The following is a 20,667-nucleotide window of genomic DNA, read 5'->3' on the forward strand; positions in this document are numbered from 1 at the left end:
GGGTTGATGTCTGACACTGAAATGACGGTTGCGCAGCTGCGCGAATGGCTGCGCAACTGGATCGCCGACGCGACCGGGCAGCCGGTCTCCCAGATCTCGGACGATCGTCCGATGGAGGAGTTCGGGCTGTCCTCCCGGGACGCGGTCGCCATGGCGGGTGAGATCGAGGAACTCCTCGGTGTCACCCTCAACGCGACGATCGCCTACCAGCACCCGACGATCGCGTCGCTCGCGACGCGCATCATCGAAGGTGAGCCCGAGGCACCCGCCGAGGACGACTCCGCCCTGTACACGGTCGGTGCCGCGGCGGGTTCGAAGGACGTCGCCATCGTCGGTCTGTCCACCCGTTTGCCGGGCCACGTCGACACCCCCGAACAGATGTGGGAGCTGCTCGCGTCCGGACGCGACGGCATCTCCGATCTGCCCGAGGGCCGCTGGTCGGAGTTCGAGAACGATCCCGCCGTGTGGGAGTCGATCCGCAACGCCAACACCAGGGGCGGCTACCTCGACGACGTCAAGGGCTTCGACGCCGAGTTCTTCGCGATGTCGCCGCGCGAAGTCGAGATGGTCGACCCGCAACAGCGCCTCGCGCTGGAGCTGACCTGGGAAGCACTCGAGCACGCGCACATCCCGCCGAGCGACCTCAAGGGCGGCTCGGTCGGTGTGTTCATCGGCAGCTCGGCGAGCGACTACATGCTCCTCGCGGTCGGCGATCCGTCCGCAGCGCATCCCTACGCGCTCACCGGCACCTCCACCGCGGTCATCGCGAACCGCGTGTCGTACTTCTACGACTTCCACGGCCCGTCGGTCACGCTCGACACGGCGTGCTCGTCGTCGCTGGTCGCCGTGCACCAGGCCGTACGTGCGCTGCGTAACGGCGAAGCCGACGTCGCCCTCGCCGGTGGCGTCAACATGCTGCTGGCCCCGGCCGGCACCCTCGGCTTCGACGAACTCGGCGTCATGGCACCCGACGGCCGCATCAAGGCGTTCTCCGCCGACGCCGACGGCATGATCCGCGCCGAGGGCGGGGGTCTCGTCGTTCTCAAGCGTCTCGAGGACGCCGAGCGCGACGGCGACGACATCCTCGCGGTGATCGCCGGTTCGGCCGTCAACCAGGACGGCCGCTCCAACGGCCTGGCCGCTCCCAACCCCGAAGCGCAGGTCGACGTGCTGCGCCGCGCCTACCGCGACGCGCAGATCCTGCCGTCCGGTGTCGACTACATCGAGGCGCACGGCACCGGCACGGTGCTCGGCGACCCGATCGAGGCCGACGCGCTCGGCCGCGTCGTCGGTCGTGGCCGCGAGGACGACAAGCCGGTCCTGCTCGGTTCGGCCAAGACCAACTTCGGTCACCTCGAGTCCGCCGCGGGTGCGGCCGGTCTCATCAAGGTCGTTCTCGCGATGCAGAACGATCAGCTGCCCCCGACGCTCAACTACACCGCGCCCAACCCGTACATCCCGTTCGACAGCGCGCACCTGAAGGTCATCCCCGAGGGCGCGAAGTGGCCGCGCTACACCGGTCGCGCCGTCGCCGGTGTGTCCGGCTTCGGCTTCGGTGGCACGAACGCGCACGTCGTCGTGCGCGAGTACACCGGCCCCGAGGGGCTCGAAGCGTCCGAGGCCGAGGTCGAGGTCCTGCCGGAGGAGATCCCCGCCGCGGAGACCACCGAGCAGGCCCGCGAGCTGCCCGTCCTGCTCGCCGTCTCCGCTGCGATGCCGTCGCGTCGCCGCCGTGCCGCCGCCGATCTCGCCGACTGGCTCGAGACCGAGAAGGGCAGCACGACGCCGCTCGCCGACGTCGCCCGCACGCTCGCTCGTCGCAACCACGGCCGGTCCCGCGCGATCGTCGTGGCGAGCAACCACGGTGAGGCGATCGCCGGTCTGCGTGCCGTCGCCGCCGGCAAGCCCGCGCAGGGCGTGTTCACCGCCGACGCTCCCGCCTCCAAGGGCGCGGTGTGGGTGCTCTCCGGCTTCGGTGCCCAGCACCGCAAAATGGCCAAGCAGCTGTACCTGGAGAACCCTGTCTTCGCGGCGGCCGTCGACGAGGTCGACGAGCTGATCTACGACGAGTCGGGCTACTCCATGAAGGAGAAGTTCCTCGACGACGCGCAGGACTACGACGTCGAGACGGCGCAAGTCGGCATCTTCACGATCCAGATCGGTCTCGCCGCGCTGCTGCGCCACCACGGTGTCGAGCCCGCCGCGGTCGTCGGCCACTCGATGGGTGAGGCCGCCGGCGCCTACATCTCGGGCGGACTCTCGCTCGAGGACGCCGTGCGCGTCATCTGCTCGCGTTCGCGTCTGATGGGTGAGGCCGAATCCGGCCTGACCGGCGACGACATCCGCCTCATGGCGCTCGTCGAGTACAGCGCCGCCGAGATCACCGACGTGCTGCCCGACTTCCCGCAGCTCGAGGTCTGCGTCTACGCGGCGCCGACGCACACCGTCATCGGTGGCCCGCAGGAGCAGGTCAACGCGATCGTCGCGCGTGCCGAGGCCGAGGAGAAGTTCGCCCGGGTCCTGCAGACCAAGGGTGCGAGCCACACCTCGCAGGTCGATCCGATCCTCGGCGAGCTCGCGGCCGAGCTCGCCGGCATCGAACCGCACCGCCTGAAGGTCGACCTGTACTCGTCGGTCGATCAGGAGACCCTCTACCGCGCAGGTCACGAGGGCATCCACGACGTGGAGTACTGGACCAAGGGCATGCGCCACAGCGTGTACTTCACGCAGGCGATCCGGCAGGCGCTGTCCGACGGGCACACCACCTTCGTCGAGCTCAACGCCAACCCCGCGACGCTCATGTCGGTCGCGGCGACGGCCTTCGACGCCGGTGTGCAGGACGGCCAGTTCATCCAGACGCTCAAGCGCAAGGAGGACGAGTCCCTCGGTGTGCTGACCGCGCTCGCGCAGTTGTACGTGCACGGGCAGTCCGTCGATCTGAGGACGCTGCTGCCGGAAGGCGGCTACGCCGACCTGCCGCGCACCGCCTTCCTGCGCAAGCCGTACTGGGTCGACGCCAGCATCGGCACCTCCGGCAGCGGCCGCGCGCCCGGCGCCCGGGTCGCACTGCCCGACGGCCGCTACGTGTGGGAGGTGCAGGCATCCGCCGTCACCGATGCGGCCGAGCTGGTCGTCGCGGCGGCCTCGCAGGTGCTGTCCGATGTCACGCTCACCGCGTCCATCCCGCACACCGACGTCCCCGCGACCGGCACCCTCACCACGACGCTCACCCGGCACCCGGGTGGCGCGTCACTGCAGGTGCACGCGAACACCGGCGACGGTTTCACGCTCGTCCACGAGGGTGTCGTCACCTCCGGTGAGCCGCTGCCCGCGCCCGTCGCGGTGGCCGCGAAGCCGGCCGCGCAGGCCGAGGAGCTTCCCGAGGTCGTCGAGTCGTTCGGCGACCAGTGGGATCCCAACGGATCGCAGAGCCTCGACGACCGCCTGACGCTGATCGTCGCCGAGTCCATGGGTTATGCGCCCGAGGATCTGCCCGCCGAGATCCCGCTCATCGAGCTGGGCCTCGACTCGCTCATGGCGGTCCGCATCAAGAACCGCGTCGAGTACGAGTTCGACATCCCGCAGCTGCAGCTGTCGGCGGTCAAGGACGCGAGCCTGCGCGACGTCGCGAAGTACCTGCGATACGCCGTCGAGAACCGCGAGGAGGTCGCGCAGCTCGCCGAGCAGCAGGCCGCCGAGAAGGCAGCCGAACGCGCCGCCGCTGCGGAGCAGGACGATCTTCCCGAGGTCGAGGACACCACCGCGGTGGGCGAGGCCGAGCAGATTCTCGCCGAAGCCGAAGCCGAAGCCGAAACCGAAGCACAGACCGCGCCCGAGACGGCCGAGTCCGAGCAGGAGTCGAGCGGTGTCGACGTGCCGCCGCGCGACGCCGCGGAACGGTTGACCTTCGCCTCGTGGGCCGTGGTCACGGGCAAGTCGGCCAAGGGCATCTTCAACCGGTTGCCGAAGCTCGACCGCGATGTCGCCGAGAAGCTCGCGGCACGGCTGACCGAGCGGGCCGAGGGTGAGATCACCGTCGACGACGTGCTCTCCGCCCCGACCGTCGAGCAGCTCGCCGAGACCGTCCGTCAGCATCTCGAATCCGCCGATCGCATCGACGGACTCGTGCGCACCCTGCGGCCCCGCGCCGAGGGATCGGACACCGTGCCGGTCTTCGTCTTTCACCCCGCGGGTGGTTCGACGGTCGCGTACGAGCCGCTGCTGCGCCGCCTGCCCGCGCACACCCCGGTGTTCGGTTTCGAGCGCACCGAGGGCCCGATCGACACCCGCGCACAGGCGTACCTGCCGCTCATCAAGGAGATCCAGGGCGACGGCCCGTACGTGCTGTGCGGCTGGTCGCTCGGCGGTGTCCTGGCCTACGCGGTGGCCCGTCTGCTCCGCGAGGAGGGCAAGGACGTGCGTCTCGTCGGCCTCATCGACACCGTCATGGCCGGTGAGAAGGTCGAGGACACGCCCGACGAGATCCGCAAGCGCTGGCAGCGTTACTCGGCGTTCGCGAAGAAGACCTACGGGGTCGACGCGCCGCTGCCCTACGACCTGCTGGCCGAGGCCGGCAGCGACGAGGAGCAGATCGGCATCCTGATGGGTCTGCTCGAGCTGAGCGGGGCGCAGATCCCCGGCGGCATCATCGAGCACCAGCGCACGTCGTGGCTCGACAACCGCGCCATCCAGACCGCGGAGCTGCTGCCCTACGACGGCAAGGTCGTGCTGTACATGGCCGACAAGTATCACGACGACGCGATCGATCTCGAGCCGGCCTTCGGGACCCGGCAGCCCGACGGTGGGTGGGGCGAGGTCGTCGCGGATCTCGAGGTCGTGCACGTCGGCGGCGATCACCTGCAGATCGTCGACGAGCCGTACATCTCGAAGGTGGGGGAAGACCTGACCCGCAAGCTGGCCGACATCGAGGCCTCGAGGAGCTGAACGAAGAAGTGAGCACCACGGCACAGAAGCTGGCCGAGTTGCGCGAGAAGCTGGAGATCGCGAAGGAGCCTGCCGGCGAACTCGCGATCGCCAAGCGCGCGAAGAAGGGCATCCCGAGCGCTCGCGAGCGCATCGACATGCTGCTCGACAGGGGCAGCTTCGTCGAAATCGGCGCGCTGATGAAGATGCCGGGCCGCGACGATGCGATGTACGGCGACGCCGTCGTCGTCGGGCACGGCACGGTCGACGGCCGCCCGGTCGCGGTGTTCTCCCACGACCAGACCGTCTTCGGCGGCAGCGTCGGTGAGATGTTCGGCCGCAAGGTCGCCGCGGTCCTCGACTTCGCCCTCAAGATCGGTTGCCCCGTCGTCGGCATCAACGACTCCGGTGGTGCCCGCGTGCAGGACGCCGTCACCTCGCTCGCCTGGTACGGCGAGATCGGCAAGCGTCACGAGCCGCTGTCGGGTCTGTGCCCGCAGATCTCGGTGATCGTCGGCAACTGCGCCGGTGGTGCGGTCTACGCGCCGATCAACACCGACGTCGTGGTCGCCACCGAAGGCGCCCACATGTTCGTCACCGGCCCGGACGTCATCAAGGCGGTCACCGGTGAGAACGTGAGCCTCGAGGAGCTCGGCGGTGCCCGTCAGCAGGCCGAGTACGGCAACGTGCACCACGTCGCGCCGGATGAGAAGGCCGCTTTCGAGTGGGTGCGGCAGTACCTGAGCTACATGCCGTCCAACGCGCAGGAGAAGCCTCCGATCATCAATCCCGGTCTCGAACCGGAGATCACGCCCGACGATCTCGAACTCGACACGTTCATGCCCGACGCCGACAACTCCGGCTACGACATGCACGACATCCTGCTGAAGATCTTCGACGACGGCGAGTTCCTCGAGGTCCGCGCACAGACCGCGCCGAACATCATCACCGGCTACGCCCGCGTCGACGGCCGGGCGGTGGGCGTGGTGGCGAACCAGCCGCTGTACCTGTCGGGTGCGCTCGACGCGGCCGCTGCCGACAAGGCCGCGCACTTCGTGCGTGTCTGCGACGCCTACGACATCCCGCTCGTGTTCGTCGTCGACACCCCGGGCTTCCTGCCCGGTGTCGAGCAGGAGAAGATCGGCGTCATCAAGCGTGGTGGCCGCTTCCTGTTCTCGTACGTCGAGGCATCCGTCCCGAAGGTGACCGTCGTGGTGCGTAAGGCCTACGGCGGCGGTTACGCCGTGATGGGTTCGAAGCAGCTCGGCGCCGACATCAACTTCGCGTGGCCCACCGCGCGTATCGCCGTGATGGGTGCCGAATCGGCTGTCGCGGTGATCGGCCGCCGGCAGATCGAGGCCGCGGGCGAGAACGCTCCCGCGGTGCGCCAGCAGCTCATCAACTTCTACAACGAGCACGTGGCCACGCCGTACATCGCGGCCGAGCGCGGATACGTCGACGCGGTGATCGAGCCGTCGACGACCCGCCTCGAGATCCGTAAGGCGCTCACCCTCCTCCGCGACAAGGAAGTGTTCAAGAACCCGCGGAAGCATCACCTGCTGCCGCTGTAGAACAGCCGGAGAACCCGCGCCGACGGGGTCTGTGCACTAGGACGTGCGCAGGCCCCGTCTCGCGTATCCGACGATCTGCTCGACCTCTGCGTCGGCGTCGAAGGTGGACGCGTCCCGCCACAACAGGTGTTCCATCACCGCGAGCAGCAGGATCGAAGTGGTGAGCGAATCCCGTTGCGGGTCGGCCGATCCCAGATCGGCGATGGGACCGGTGAGCACCTCCGCGACCGCCTTCTCCAGGTCCTCGCGCACCTTCGGTGCATGCGACCGGCCGCCGGCGGAGGACACGACGTTGCGGGTGGCGGCGGCGATCTCGGGATCGACGGCCTGGTTCAGGACGGCCGCGATGCCGGCGCGCAGGGCGGCCTCGGGATCGGCGGCCTTGTCGATCTTGTGACGCAGATACCGGACGAGTCGGTGTCCGCCCTCTTCGACGACGGCGTCGACGAAATCGCCCTTGCTCTTGAAGTAGCGGTAGAAGGCGTCGTTGGAGAGTCCCGCGGCGGCCACGATGTCGGCGACGCGCGCGGGTTCGCCCCGGGTGAGCAGTTCGCGTCCGCACCGGATCAGGGTGTCGACGTCGCGGCTCGCGGCCTTCTGTCGGGGCGTCAGGCTTCGCTTCACGGCCTCGGAGGCGCGGGGCGACAGGGTCGACCCAGCTGAATTCTCGGTGGTCACCCGCTCATTCTAGATAACCGAAACCCGATTCTGGGATGCCCCGACCCTGTCGCGGCCGGAAGATCAGGGAACCGTCCAGCTGCCGACACCGGGCAGGTACGTGAAGCCGGGGGCGGTCACCACGGCGACGATCCGACCGGCCCCCGTCACTCGTAGACGCGCATCGGCGCGGGTTTCCACAACCCGGACCTCGTCACCTCGGTGGTGGTCAGTTCGGCCGGCTGCGCATTCGGGTAGAAGCGCACGTACCGCTCCACCGAACCCCAGTCGCGCCCCCAGTCGTTCTCGAGGTAGGTGGGCACCTGCTCGGGTCGCGCCAGGACCTCCGCGAAGCCGAGCGGGCCACCGTTGTCGGCCGACTGCCAGGTGTCGGTCGACGACACCGCGAGCGGACGGTCGGGGAGGACCCGGTAGTTCGGCATCTCGGCCACACCGGCCCAGTGGTCGAACGGCCGCTGGCACGGGAACTGCAGACCCACGGCCCAGTCCAGCAGGAGCGGCTGCTCGGAACCGAGCTGGGCGTCGAGCCGCTCGAGGGTGGGGACGCGCGGCGGCGTGAACGCCAGCCACTGGTCGCCGGTGAGGTTGGGGTCGTTGGCGACGATGCGGACGGCGTCGACGTCGTCGGGCAGGTCGGCGAGCGGCACACGCAGGTTCCGCCACGACGGTGCGGGGCCGATGTCGCGCGGCAGGTAGGTGCCCTTCGCCTCGACGCTGCCGTCGGCCTGGCGGGTGCCGTACTCGACGAGCAGCGACTGGCCGTAGGTCAGTGCACCGGTGTCGTCGTACGACCAGATGCGACCGGCCGCGGAGATGATCACCAGCGGCGTCTCGTCGGTGATCCCGGGAAGGGCGTACCAGCTGGAGGTGAGCGCGGCGGGTTCCTGCACACCCTCCTGGTAGCTGCCGAGCACCGGGGTGACGGACGGGTCGAGCCCGAAGGGCAGACGCACGGTGCTGCCGTTGACGGTCTGCTCACCGGAACCACCCGTGGTGCCGCCGCCCGCGCCCGTCTCGAAGGTCGGGCCGACGCTCTGGTTGTCGGTGTTGCCCTGGCCCGGCTTGACCTCGACGTAGTCGGCGGTCAGGTCGGACGGCACGCCGTCGGGAGTGAAACCGCGCGGCGCCGCACCGGCGAGCGGGTCGTCGTTTGCCGGCGGATCGGCGGGGTCGATGATCGGTTCGAGGCGTCCCTCGTTGGGGTCGGCCTCGACGAGCACGTCGTTCGCGAGACCGCAGGTCTGCCCGGCGACCGCCCCGATGTTGGAGCGAGCGAGCGAGTACGCCGGGTATTGCGACACCGCGCCCTTGAGCAGCGACAGCACCTCGAACAGCACCATCACCGCGGCGACGACCGTGAGCGGCGCAGCCGCGAGGGCGCGGATCCGCCGGCCCTTCTTCGTCTCGGGCGACTCCGGCGGCGGTGCGTAGCCCTCGCGGAGGTACTGCCACGCGACGAGCACCAGGGCGAGACCGAACAGGACCAGGAACAGCGAGCTCGACTGGTAGCCGCTCAGCGAGACGGTCTTGTCGAACCACGGCACGCCGTAGCTCGAGACGTACCACCAGCCGTTGATGCCGGCGAACGACACCGCCAGGACGAACAGCACTCCGGCGAGGAAAATCGTGCGGTTGCGCCGCGACCGCAATGCGCTCGCGGAGACCACGACGGCGGTGACCGTCGCGAGCGATCCGGCGATGCCTGCGTACGCCCCGAAGTGGTGGGTCCACTTCGTGGGGTTGAACATCATGAAGAAGATCGTGCCGAAGACGATGCCGAGCAGACGCCAGGTCGGGCTCACGGCGACGCCGGGGATCCGGCGGCGGCGCAGCAGCACGAACAGCGTCGTGAACAGGCACAGCAGCATCGTGAGGAACGCGAAGCGGCGCGGCAGCGACCCGTCGACGGTCTGCACCATCAGGTAGTAGTAGCGGAGGAAGTCGTTCCACCACTCCTCGTTGGGGCCGATGATGGTGCGCACGCGGGTCGCCTCGAGGACCGCGGCGAGGGTCTGGTCGGAGAACACCACGACGAGCACGAGCATCCCGGCGGCGCCGATCGGGGCGAGCAGTGGCAGGGTGCCGACCTCGCGGTGGCGGCGCACGATGATCCGCGTCATCGGCCGGATGCCGGCGATGAGCGCGGCGATACACATCAGGCCGGTCGGTGCAGCGGCGAGGGTGAAGGCGCCGATGAACACCGCCGTCGCGGCGGGCAGCAGACGACCGGTCGCGATGGCGCGTTCGATCGAGCACCAGGTCAGCAGCGCACCGAGCGCGACGATCGGCTCGGGCCGCAGACCGTTGTTGTAGGGCAGCCAGAAGGCGAGGAAGACCAGTCCGCCGGTCCACAGTGCGATGCGGTTGTGCCGCACGGCCCGGCCGAGACGCGGCACCACCTCACGGCTGATGACCATCCAGCACAGGATTCCGGCGATCAGTGCCGGGATGCGCATCCATGGGCTGGCCGTGGAGATCTTCGCGAACGCCGCCAGCACGTCGTAGTACCAGCCGAAGGGAGCTTCGGGGACACCGAACCAGCGGAAGTAGTTGGCCATGTAGCCGGAGTTCTCCGCCGCCCGGGCCATGGTCAGCAGGTAGCCGTCGTCCGAGGTGTTCGCGCCGAAGAAGTGCCAGCCGACGAGCGTGAGGACCACGACGACGTCGACGCCGGTGAACTTCCACCAGCGGGACGGCAGGAAGCGGCGGTGACCGCGACCGTCCGTGCCGTCGAGCTTGGCCAGCGCGCCGAGCGCGAGTGCCGTCGACAGCACCGCGAGGACCATCGCGAGGGACTTGACCAGCGTCGGCGACGACGTGAACCGGGAATCGACATCGACGGTGACGTCGAGGCCGGGAACCGCGGTCGGCAGGTCGCTGAACACGCCCACGACGAGCGGCCGCAGGTCGCCGGTGAGCTCACCCGACCGCGGGTTGCCGTTCTCGTCCGAGAGGCCGACGAACTCGGCGGTGGTGCGTTCGGAGTCGGAGAAGATCTGCAGTTCGCTGCACGCACCCGACTCGACGTCGGCGCGCGGCGCGGTCGCGACCACCACGTTGCGGTCGAGCACGTCGACGTTCTCGGCGCCGACCCGCACGAACATCGCGTTGAGGGCGGCGTCCTGCCCGTTGGTGGGGGCGGTCGCGAGCAGCATCCCGCCGTCGCCGGGCATCTCCGCGACGGCGCTGCACGGCACGGTGGCGCGGAGCTGGAGGGGGACCTGCGACATCAGCGGCAGTTCGACGTCGGTCGCCGCCGCGTCCTGCGGCCACGACATCGTCGCCTCGGTCACGCGGACCGGGAGAAACGGTGTGGCCAGCGCCAAAATCATGCCGAGCAACCCGGCGACGACGGCGACGAGTCGCGCAGTCCGGTACCGAATGCGAAGGTCCTCGCCCATCGACCGGGGGGCGGTCGGAGCGGGCGCGGGTGAGGTCGTCACGTCGTCGGGCACGGGAGTCGATGGTATCCGGCGACGTGGTGTGACGGCACTCGCCCTTACTCCAGCAGGACGGGGACCCCGTCACGGATGCGGCCCGGCGACCACAGGCCGGAGCGGGTCGTCACGTCGGTGGTGACCTCCGCGGGGGAGGCATCCGGGTCGATCGGACGGTACTGCTCGAGCGATCCCCAGTCGCGATCCCAGTCGTGGTTCAGATAGGTGGGGACGGCCTCGGCGTTCAACAGAAGCGGGATCCAGCCGAGCGGTCCGCCGCCGATGTCGTCCTGCCAGCCGTTCGTCGCGTCGGCCCCGACCCGGTCCGGGAGGATGCGGTACTCGGGGACCTCGGCGACACCGTTGCGGTGCCCGAAGGGTCGCTGGCACGGGAAGGCGAGACCCACCGACCAGTCGATGAGGACCGGGGCGTCGGATCCGACGACCTCCTGCAGGGTCTGCATGCGCGGCATCCGCGGCGGCGTGACCGCGACCCACTGGTCGGGGGAGAGGTCACCGTCGTCGACGACGATCCGCACGGCGTCGGCGTCGGCCGGGATCGCGTCGCTCGGCACGCGCAGGTTGCGCCAGGACGGCGACGGGCCGATGTCGATCGGGGCGAGCGTGGCCAGCGGCGTCACGTCGTCCCCGGATGACGAACCGAACTCCAGCAGCACGTCCTGACCGGGGGTGATGACACCGTCGGGGTCGACGTAGCGGACGCGCCCCGCCGCGGTCACGACCAGCAGCGGTGTCTCGTCGGTGCGCTCCGGCAGCGCGTACCAGCCGGATTCGAGTTCGGCGGACTGCTGCACGCCGGAGCGGTAGCTGCCGAGGACGGGCGTGGTCTGCGGGTCGAGGCCGAAGGGCAGCTTCACGGTGCTGCCGTTGATGCCCTCGTCGCTGGTGCGACCGCCCTCGGTGCCGGCGCTGGTGGATGTGGTGGTGCCGCCCTCCTCGCTGTCGACGGTGTTGGCGCCACCGGTCGTGGTGGTCTCCGCGTCGGCGGTGAGGTCGAGGGCCACGCCGTTCGGGGTGAAACCGACGGCCGTGCCCGCACCCAGGGCCTCGCCCGCATCACCGTCGAGAGGCTGCAACATCGTCGCGTTCGGTTCGGACTCGACGAGCACCTCGTCGGCGAGTCCGCAGAAGTTGCCCGTGAGGGCCGCCGCGTTCGACTTGGCGATCGAATAGGCCGGGTACTGCGAGACCGCGCCCTTGAGCAGCGACAGCACCTCGAACAGCACCACCGCCGCCGCGACCAGCGTGAGCGGGGCCGACGCCAGGGCCCGCACCCTGCCGTTGCGGTCGGGTCGCGGCGTGGTGAACGGCTCGCGCAGGTGGAACCACGCGGCGAGGAGCAGGGCGAGCACCGTGAGGCCGAGCAGTGCCGTGGAGAAGGCGTAACCGGAGATCGACGGCGGCTTGTCCCACCACGGGATGCCGTAGCTCGAGACGTACCACCAGCCGTTCGAACCGGTGAAGGCCATCGCCAGGACGAACAGCACCCCGGCGGTGAACAGCGCCCGGTTGCGGGCCGATCGGATGCCGACCGAGCCCACTCCGATCGCGGCGAGCGCAGCCACCGACGCGGCCAGGCCCGCGTACACACCGAAGTGGTGTGTCCACTTCGTCGGCGTGAGCATCATGAGCAGCAACGACGCGAAGACGATGCCGAGGATGCGCCGCGAGGGTCCGATAGCGGTGCCCGGGATGCGGCCCTTGCGCAGGATCAGCATGACGCACACGACCAGGCACAACAGCATCACGAACACGCCGAACCGGCGGGCCAGCGAACCGTCGGGGGAGACGGTGAGCAGTGCGTCCCACCGCAGTCGCTCGTCGAACCACGGCACGTTCGGGCCCACGGCCGAACGCACGCGGGTCGCTTCGAGGACCGACGCGAGCGTCTGGTCGGCGAAGACGGCGATGAGCACGACGGTGCCCGACGCCAGGATCGGCGCGAGGGGCGCGACGACACCGACGAGATGTCGGCGCGCGATAAGAACCTTCACAAGCGGGCGCATCCCGGCGACGAGCGCGGCCACCGCGATCAGGCCGGTCGGGCCGGCGGCGAGAGAGAAGGCCGCGATGAGGACCGCGATCGCGGCGGGCAGCATGCGCCCGGTCGCGATGGCGCGTTCGATCGAACACCAGGTCAGCAGCGCACCGACCGCGATGATCGGCTCCGGGCGCAGACCGTTGTTGTAGGGGAGCCAGAAGGCGAGGAAGACCAGCCCGGCCGTCCACAGCGACACCCGGCTGTGCCGGACGGCGACACCGAGCCGGGGGATGACCTCGCGGCTGATGACCATCCAGCACAGGATCGCCGCGATGAGCGTGGGCAGGCGCATCCACACGCTCGACGTCGAGACCTGTGCGAACACGACGAGCACGTCGTAGAACCAGCCGAACGGCGCCTCGGGCACACCGAACCAGCGGAAGTAGTTGGCCATGTATCCGGCGTCGCCGGACACCCGCGCCATGTTGAGGATGTAGCCGTCGTCCGAGGTGTTCGCGCCGATGATGTGCCAGAGCAGCAGAGTGCTCACGACCACCGCGTCCACGAGGGTGAACCGCCACCAGCGGGCCGGCAGGAACCGGCGCGCGCGGCGCCCGTCGATCCCGTCGAGTCGATGCAGAGCGACGAGGGAGACCAGCGTCGTGAGCGCGCACACGATCATCGCGAGGAGCTTGAGCACCGTGGGGGTCGAGGTGAACCGCGAGTCGAGCTCGGCGCGCACCGACAACCGCTCGGTGGAGTCGTCACCGTCGGGTTCGAACGCAGTCGCGGCGCCGGTGAGGTCGCTGAAGACACCGACCATCTGCGGCCGCTCGTCACCTTCGAGCTCGATCGCGACCGGAGGGTCCGCGCCCACGATCTCGGCGGCGGTGCGTTCGGAGTTCGATGCCACGGTCACCGCTGTGCACGGCTCGTCGAGCGGCGCCGAGACGAGCACCGAGTTGCGCAGGACGGCCTCGACGGTGCGGGGGGCGCCGTCCTCACCGGGTACCGCGCGGATCACCAGGCCCTCCGCCGTCGCGTCGGGGGATCCGGACGGGATGGTCGAGACGAGCGTGCCACCGTCGGAACCGACCTGCTCTGCCGCAGCGCACGGCACGCTGACCCGCAGCGTGAGCGGGGCGTAGGTGACGAGCGGCGCCTCGACACTGTCGATGCTGCCGTTCTGCGGCCACTCCAGTTCGCCGGTCTCCTGCCGAACCGGCAGGAACGGCAGGGTCAGAGCCAGCACGAACCCGAGCAGTCCCGACACGATCGCGACGATCCGCGCTGTGCGGACGCGCGATGTCGGGTCGGACGAATCGGTTTTCCCGGGCGAAGCGGTATCGGCTGGCACAAGGGTCGATGCTAGGCGAGTCCCGTCACGGGGCCGGCGCGTGCCGCTCCGCTCGCACCACTCGCGGGTACTCCGCGGTTCTGTCCGACCACGTCCGGAGCGATGCCTCCCGCCACTAGCATCGCTGTCTATGAGGACCTCCACCCCGATCGGGCGCGCTCTGCGCGCGGCGGGCATCGGGGAGGTCTGCGACGACTCGACCACGCGCGCGCTGTACTCGTCCGACGCTTCTCTCTATCGCGTCCCGCCACAGGCCGTGGTGCGCGCCCGATCGATCGACGACGTCGCCACGACCCTCGACGTGTGCCGCCGGGAAGGTGTCCCCCTCACCTCCCGCGGCACCGGCACCTCGCTCGCGGGCAACGCTGTCGGGCCTGGCGTGGTCATCGACTTCTCGCGTCACCTGAACCGGGTGCTCTCCGTCGACCCAGAGACCCGGACCGCGCGGGTGCAACCGGGTGTCGTGCAGGCCGAACTGCAGCGCGCCGCGGCACCGCACGGTCTGCGCTTCGGCCCCGATCCGTCCACCCACAACCGGTGCACGATCGGCGGGATGATCGGTAACAACGCGTGCGGGGCGCGGGCGCTCGGCTACGGCCGCACATCCGACAACGTCGTCGCGCTCGAAGTGCTCACCGGCACCGGGCACCCGCTGACGCTGCCCGGCGAGGATCCGGTGCTGGAACCGTTGCGGGAGATCGTCGCCCGCGACCTCGCGACCATCCGCACCGAATTCGGTCGCTTCGGCCGGCAGGTGTCGGGTTATGCACTCGAGCATCTGTTGCCGGAGAACGGTTTCGACGTCCGGAAGCTGTTCGTCGGTAGCGAGGGCACCCTCGGGATCACGACCGAGGCGACGGTGCAGCTGGTCGCCGACCCTGCCGTCCGCACGATGGTCGTGCTCGGCTATCCAGACATCGTCGCTGCCGGCAACGCCGCGCACGGACTACTGGGTTTCCGGCCCACGGCGTGCGAAGGGCTCGACTCGCGGATCGTCGACATCGTCCGGCACCGGCGCGGACCGCAGGCGGTACCGCCCCTGCCGTCGGGTGCGGCCTGGCTGTTCGTCGAACTGGCCGGTGACGACGCCGACGAGGTGCGCGGCCGGGCGAAGGCACTCGCGCAGGCCGCCGCCGCGACCGACGCCCTGCACGTCGAGGACCAGGCGCGTGCCGCTGCGCTGTGGCGTATCCGGGAGGAGGGAGCCGGCCTGTCGGCGAGAAGTCCGAAGGGACTGCCCGCGCACGCGGGATGGGAGGACGCCGCCGTCCCTGCCCACCGCGTCGGCGACTATCTCCGCGACTTCGAGGAACTGCTTGCCGGATACGACGTCACCGGCTATCCCTACGGGCACTTCGCCGACGGCTGCATCCACATCCGCCTCGACATCCCCCTCGAGGTTCCGGGTCTGTTCCGCGAATTCCTTTTCGAGGCAGCTGAACTCGTCGCCGAATACGGCGGGTCGATGTCGGGGGAGCACGGCGACGGGCGTGCCCGGAGCGAACTGCTGCCCGTGATGTACTCACCCGACGCGCTCGCACTGTTCGGGGCTGTGAAGTCGGTCTTCGATCCGGAGAACGTCCTCAACCCCGGCGTGCTCGTCGACCCGCGGCCCGTCGACGCCGACCTGCGCGTCCCGGCGGCCGGGAAGATCCGGGAGGGCCTGGCCTTCCGCTATCTCGAGGACGGCGGCGACTTCACGCAGGCAGTGCACCGGTGTACCGGGATCGGCAAGTGCCGCGCCGACAATACCGGCACCGGCGGAGTGATGTGCCCGTCCTTCCTCGCGACCCGCGAGGAGAAGGACTCCACGCGCGGACGAGCACGGGCGCTGCAGGAGATGCTCAACGGGCACCTCGTCGACGAGTCGTGGCAGTCGCCGGAAGTGCACGAGACGCTCGATCTGTGCTTGTCGTGCAAGGGATGTCTGTCGGACTGTCCGACCGGGGTCGACATGGCAACCCTCAAATCCGAAGTGCTGCACCAGACCTACCGGGGACGGCGACGGCCCGTCAGTCACTACGGTCTCGGCAGGCTGCCGCAGTGGGCGGCGATCGCCTCCCGTGCGCCACGCGCCGTCAACGCCCTTGTCCGCGCTCCGGGGGTCGCCCCGCTCGGGTTGACCGTCGCCGGTCTCGACCGCCGCCGCCGTGTACCGAGGTTCGCGCCCCGCACCTTCCGGAAGTGGTTCGCCGACACCCTCTCGCGACGATCCCGCACGGGCGATCCGGTGCTGCTGTTCGTCGACACTTTCACCGAGTACTTCACCCCGGAGATCGGGGTTGCCGCCGTGCGCGTGCTCGAAGCCGCCGGACACAGCGTGCACCTCACCGACGAACCCCGCTGCTGCGGCCTGACGTGGATCACCACCGGCCAGCTCGACCAGGCCCGGAAGATCCTGGGCCGCACCGTCGCCGAACTCTTCCGCAGCGGCATGCCGATCGTCGGTCTCGAACCGTCGTGTACCGCCGTCCTGCGTTCCGACGCAGTCGAACTGCTCGGGTCCGCACCCGCGCGTCTCGTGGCCGACAGCACCACGACCCTCGCCGAACTCCTCGCCGACTGGGAACCACCGTCGCTGGACGGCACACGGATCGTCGCACAACCCCACTGCCACCACCACGCCGTCATGGGATGGGGCGCCGACGCCGCACTGTTGCGACGCGCGGGTGCCGACGTGCAGCGCCTCGCCGGCTGCTGCGGCCTGGCCGGGAATTTCGGAGTCGAACGCGGGCACTACGACGTGTCGGTGGCGGTCGCGCGAACCCAACTGCTGCCGGCGGTCGAGGCGGCATCCGACGACGCGGTGATCCTCGCCGACGGCTACTCGTGCCGTACCCAGCTGAGCGACCTCACGACGCGGCGCGGCACGCATCTGGCGGAGTTGCTGGCCTCACGACTGCCGTAGGTACGGCGGGCTCATCATCTGCGGCGTCGCCCTCTGGTGCGTTCGCTTCGGGTGGGGCGCGGCCCGAGTTCGTAGGGGATCTTCAGGATGTGGCGGGTCTTGGCATCGATGTCGCAGTTGCCCGACGCGACGGAGTGGAGGATGCCGTTGTAGACCAGATCCCACAGGTCAGGGTTGCGCTGGATCTCGCTGATCTTGAACGATTGGATTTTGTTGCCGTGGGCGTCTTTCAGTCGCAGGACACGACTGGGCCCATCAGCGGAGAAGCGGATGCGAGTGAGATGGTAGGTATCGACCCAGCTGTCGTGCCATTGGACCCAGGCGGCACCGGCTGCAGTCCAGTGGTTTCCCTTGCCGAAGAACAACAATAGTGAACTTCCAGGGATGATGACCCACATGATCCACCAGTGGATCCAGCGAAAGTCTCCATTGATGACGGTGAGGTACACGACCAAGATTGCCGCTATGAGGAATGCGCCGATGTATCGGTCGCGCACGGTGGGCTGGAGCCATTCGAGAACGGGGCCGAGATGCTCCGGTGCATCTGGTGGGTTCCGTGGGTTGCGGTCGAGCGGTGTGTATTCCGTGCCGTGGTAGATGCGGGGCGCCCGGGGTGGGCGGGGTTCGCCTGTGATCGAATCCGGCATCGGTGGTAGATCGATGGGGTTCACCATCTGCGGCGTCGTCCTCTGATGCGTTCGCTTCGGGTGGGGCGTGGCCCGAGTTCGTAGGGGATCTTCAGGATGTGGCGGGTTTTGGCGTCGATGTCGCAGTTGCCGGACGCGACGGAGTGGAGGATGCCGTTGTAGACGAGGTCCCACAGGTCGGGGTTGCGCTGGATCTCGCTGATCTTGAACGAGTGGATTTCGTTGCCGTGGGCATCTTTCAACCGAAGAACACGGCTGTAGCCGTCAGCGGAGAATTGGATGCGGGTGAGTTTGTATGTGTCGACCCAACTGCCGCGCCACTGCACCCAACTGACACCGGCTGCTGTCCAGTGGTTTCCGGAGGTCCGGAACATCATCCATGGGAAGAGCGCGAGCAGACCCCATGCCCACCATTCGAGGACCCAGCTGAATCCCCCTGCGCTGATCGTCCCGAATACCGAGAGTAGTCCGGCGAGCATCGCGGCATCGCCGTACTGGTCGCGAAGGCTGGGCTGGAGCCATTCGAGGGTGGGTCCGAGGTGATCCGGTGCCTTCGGTGGGTTTCGTGGGGAGCGCTTGACTGGTGTGTATTCCGTGCCGTGGTAGATGCGGGGCGCCCGGGGTGGGCGGGGTTCGCCTGTGATCGAATCCGGCATCGGTGGTAGATCGATGGGGTTCACCATCTGCGGCGTCGTCCTCTGATGCGTTCGCTTCTGGTTGGGCGCGGCCCGAGTTCGTAGGGGATCTTCAGGATGTGGCGGGTCTTGGCGTCGATGTCGCAGTTGTCCGACGCGACGGAGTGGAGGATGCCGTTGTAGACCAGATCCCACAGGTCAGGGTTTCCTTGAATGTCGCTGATCTTGAACGAGTGGATCTCGTTGCCGTGAGCGTCTTTCAAACGAAGAACGCGGTTCGGCCCGTCTGCGGAGAAACGTATACGGGTGAGGTGGTAGGTGTCGACCCAGCTGTCGCGACATTGCACCCATGTGGATCCTGCTGCCGTCCAATGGTTCCTGATCCCGCGAAACATCAGCCAGCCACCCGCAGTGATGATGAGCCACGCACCCCACCAGTGAATCCAGCGAAGATCCCCGTTGGAGATTGTGAAGAACGCGACCGTAATGGTCATCAGGGTAAATGCGCTGATGTATTTTTCGCGGACGTGAGGTTGGAACCATTCGAGAGTGGGACCGAGATGGTCCGGTGCTTCCGGTGGTTTTCGTGGTTGTCGGTCGGTCGGTGTGTACTCGATGCCGTTATGAATGCGTGGTGCGTGAGGCGGGCGAGGTACACCGGTGATCGTGTCAGGCATGGGAGGGAGATTGTCCTCGTTCATTCTCGTCCTCAGAACAGGTTTCCAGCCCAGCGCGCCGCCGAACCGACGGCACCGGATATGTCGTCCCAGTGTTCGATTACTTCGCCCACACCAAACGCGACACCGACCCCGGCGCCGACCGCAAGCAAAGTGACGGGACCACCGGCCGCACTTGCAAGAATCAACTCGGTTGCAACCGTTCCAGCGACGAATCCACCGACATCCTTTGCGACCGCCTTTACGGCATCTCCCGTTGTTTCGGCATTCATGACGTCGTCATATGTCTGGGCGGCGGTCAAAATTCCACCCACGACAGGAACTTTCGACCCGAAATGCGCCAGTTCGGTCCCTTTAGGGATATGTTCGCCGAAACTGCTGCCAAGAAATCGGATGACCTTGTTGTCACCGAGCCCGGCAAGCAGTCGCGAGTTCTCCGCAGCGAATCGTGCAGCATCGTCCGCACCCCCTTGGAAGGCCCGAACAGCCCTGGCCGCAGTAGCTTCTGGGTACGGATCACCCAACCGCGCCGCTTCCGCGGCAAGCTCACGCAGCCGAGCAAGGTTCGCGCCGCGTGCCTCGGCCAGGTCTCCCCATTTCGACAGCTCGGAAACCGCCGTAGCCAGATACCCACCGACTGTGTGCAGAACCAGCCTCCCCACTGGGCTCCTGCGTCCTTCAGAATCGTCGTCGGCCCGCGCAAGGCTTCCGCGAGCGCGCTGTGCGCTCCGGTTTCGACCGCGCGACCGTTCGCGACGAGCCCCGCAGCCGTTTCGTAGGCCGCGATCTGCTTCGCCCGAAGTACCTGGGGTGCAATGTCGTACGAGTTGGGGTCGATATCGATCGGATCACCGATGCCGACGCCGAACTCCACGGGAATACCGGCTTCCGCCGCTGTCGCCTCGGCCTGCGACATGCGTGACCGGACGGTGACGAGTCCGTCGGCGAATGCGCGCAGGGCAGCGGCGATCACGTCGATCTGGTCTGCGGCCTCGGTCGTCCCCGTGATGATGCGGTCGAGCGTCGTGCGGAACGCATCTCCCGCAGGGCTTCTGAATTCGTACTCGGACTCGGTGCGTCCGTCGCGTGCCGCCTTCAGTCGGTCGTTCACACCCGTGGCGAGGGCAGTGAGCGAATCCGCGCATGCGTAGCAGGAGGTGGGGTCGCCGAAGACTCGGGTGTCGAGGCTCATCCCTCACCGGCCTTCGCCATCTCCTGAGCAGTGTGCGACTCGGCGTCCTGGTAGGCGCGCAGACTGTCCTGGGCGGCGTCTGCTGCATCGGCCAGCGACCGGACCGCCGCGTCCAGCGCGGAAGCAATCGACCCGAGAGTGTCGACGAGCAGTGCGGTGGCGGCACCTGCGTCGGGTATCGGTGCTGGATCGGATCCGAGTTCGTCGATGCCCATCGCTCCGGTCGCCAGGTGCTTCGCGACCGCGTCGAGGTCGCCGATGTCGATGCTCACCGGGTCTCTCTCCTGCCGAGTGGGTCCTCGAACGGACGGTCGTCGTCCCCGACCGGGGGTGGCGGTGGTTGTCGGCCGTCGAGCAGGACCACGTCGTACCCGGTGGTCCGGTGGACCTCCTGCAGCCCTGTGCTGTCGACGCCCATCCACGGCTGCTGCGGTCCGCAGCAGCGGGCCAGTTCCTTCGGTGAGGTGTAGGCGGGCAACGCCAGCCGGCCGTCGGGCAGTGTGCGCATCTCGAGCCGAACCTGCCCGGAACTGTCGCGGCGTCGGATCGGCACATACAGAACGTCGCTCATCGAATCCCCCGATTCCGTCGTACCCCCCGTACGACTCGCCGCGACCTTACCGCAGCGGCGATGAGTTTC

Annotated in this window: 13 protein-coding genes; 3 read left to right on the top strand and 10 right to left on the bottom strand. The window is 68.5% G+C overall.

Features of this window, described 5'->3' with window-relative positions:
* Positions 1-21: 21 nt before the first annotated feature.
* Complete coding sequence (gene pks13, locus RBB84_RS22090) at positions 22-4,944, top strand: polyketide synthase Pks13 (protein ID WP_350247713.1); 4,923 nt, start codon at positions 22-24, stop codon at positions 4,942-4,944.
* An 8-nt stretch (positions 4,945-4,952) separates the two neighbouring features.
* On the top strand, positions 4,953-6,494 hold the full coding sequence (locus RBB84_RS22095) for an acyl-CoA carboxylase subunit beta (protein WP_350246854.1): 1,542 nt from the start codon (positions 4,953-4,955) through the stop codon (positions 6,492-6,494).
* Positions 6,495-6,530: 36 nt separating this feature from the next.
* Here RBB84_RS22095 and RBB84_RS22100 read toward each other — a convergent pair whose 3' ends face one another.
* The 3 genes from RBB84_RS22100 to RBB84_RS22110 all read right to left on the bottom strand — a co-directional run bounded on the left by RBB84_RS22100 (position 6,531) and on the right by RBB84_RS22110 (position 13,968).
* Positions 6,531-7,172 (bottom strand): TetR/AcrR family transcriptional regulator, encoded by a 642-nt coding sequence (locus RBB84_RS22100; protein ID WP_247848279.1) that lies wholly within the window; start codon positions 7,170-7,172, stop codon positions 6,531-6,533.
* Between the two features lie 146 nt (positions 7,173-7,318).
* Complete coding sequence (locus RBB84_RS22105) at positions 7,319-10,627, bottom strand: arabinosyltransferase domain-containing protein (protein ID WP_350246856.1); 3,309 nt, start codon at positions 10,625-10,627, stop codon at positions 7,319-7,321.
* 44 nt (positions 10,628-10,671) lie between these two features.
* Positions 10,672-13,968, bottom strand: a complete 3,297-nt coding sequence (locus RBB84_RS22110) for an arabinosyltransferase domain-containing protein (protein ID WP_350246857.1) — start codon at positions 13,966-13,968, stop codon at positions 10,672-10,674.
* Between the two features lie 130 nt (positions 13,969-14,098).
* On the opposite strand from RBB84_RS22110, the gene RBB84_RS22115 reads away from it, so the two are divergent.
* Positions 14,099-16,876: an FAD-linked oxidase C-terminal domain-containing protein gene (locus RBB84_RS22115; protein ID WP_350246858.1), complete on the top strand. Its 2,778-nt coding sequence runs from the start codon at positions 14,099-14,101 to the stop codon at positions 16,874-16,876.
* Between the two features lie 14 nt (positions 16,877-16,890).
* Here the strand turns inward: RBB84_RS22115 and RBB84_RS22120 are convergent, their stop codons facing one another.
* From RBB84_RS22120 to RBB84_RS22150, 7 genes are read right to left on the bottom strand one after another with little or no spacing between them, the layout of a single operon-like run.
* Positions 16,891-17,550: a hypothetical protein gene (locus tag RBB84_RS22120; protein WP_252173539.1), complete on the bottom strand. Its 660-nt coding sequence runs from the start codon at positions 17,548-17,550 to the stop codon at positions 16,891-16,893.
* A complete protein-coding gene (locus RBB84_RS22125) occupies positions 17,544-18,206 on the bottom strand; it encodes a hypothetical protein (protein ID WP_252173540.1) in 663 nt (220 codons plus the stop codon). The genes RBB84_RS22120 and RBB84_RS22125 overlap by 7 nt, the downstream gene beginning before the upstream one ends.
* Complete coding sequence (locus tag RBB84_RS22130) at positions 18,200-18,859, bottom strand: hypothetical protein (RefSeq protein ID WP_024102688.1); 660 nt, start codon at positions 18,857-18,859, stop codon at positions 18,200-18,202. Before RBB84_RS22130 ends, RBB84_RS22125 begins: the two co-directional genes overlap by 7 nt.
* An 8-nt stretch (positions 18,860-18,867) precedes the next feature.
* Positions 18,868-19,137 carry a hypothetical protein gene (locus RBB84_RS22135; protein WP_350246860.1) on the bottom strand — a complete coding sequence of 90 codons (270 nt, stop codon included), beginning with the start codon at positions 19,135-19,137 and terminating at the stop codon, positions 18,868-18,870.
* Positions 19,134-20,027 (bottom strand): hypothetical protein, encoded by an 894-nt coding sequence (locus RBB84_RS22140; protein WP_350246861.1) that lies wholly within the window; start codon positions 20,025-20,027, stop codon positions 19,134-19,136. The genes RBB84_RS22135 and RBB84_RS22140 overlap by 4 nt, the downstream gene beginning before the upstream one ends.
* Positions 20,024-20,299, bottom strand: a complete 276-nt coding sequence (locus RBB84_RS22145; protein ID WP_252173542.1) for a hypothetical protein — start codon at positions 20,297-20,299, stop codon at positions 20,024-20,026. Before RBB84_RS22145 ends, RBB84_RS22140 begins: the two co-directional genes overlap by 4 nt.
* On the bottom strand, positions 20,296-20,598 hold the full coding sequence (locus RBB84_RS22150; protein WP_350246863.1) for an SAV_915 family protein: 303 nt from the start codon (positions 20,596-20,598) through the stop codon (positions 20,296-20,298). The genes RBB84_RS22145 and RBB84_RS22150 overlap by 4 nt, the downstream gene beginning before the upstream one ends.
* Positions 20,599-20,667: the final 69 nt, after the last annotated feature.

The organism is Rhodococcus sp. D-6 (assembly GCF_040256695.1).
GTDB classification, from domain to species: Bacteria; Actinomycetota; Actinomycetes; order Mycobacteriales; family Mycobacteriaceae; genus Rhodococcus; species Rhodococcus pyridinivorans.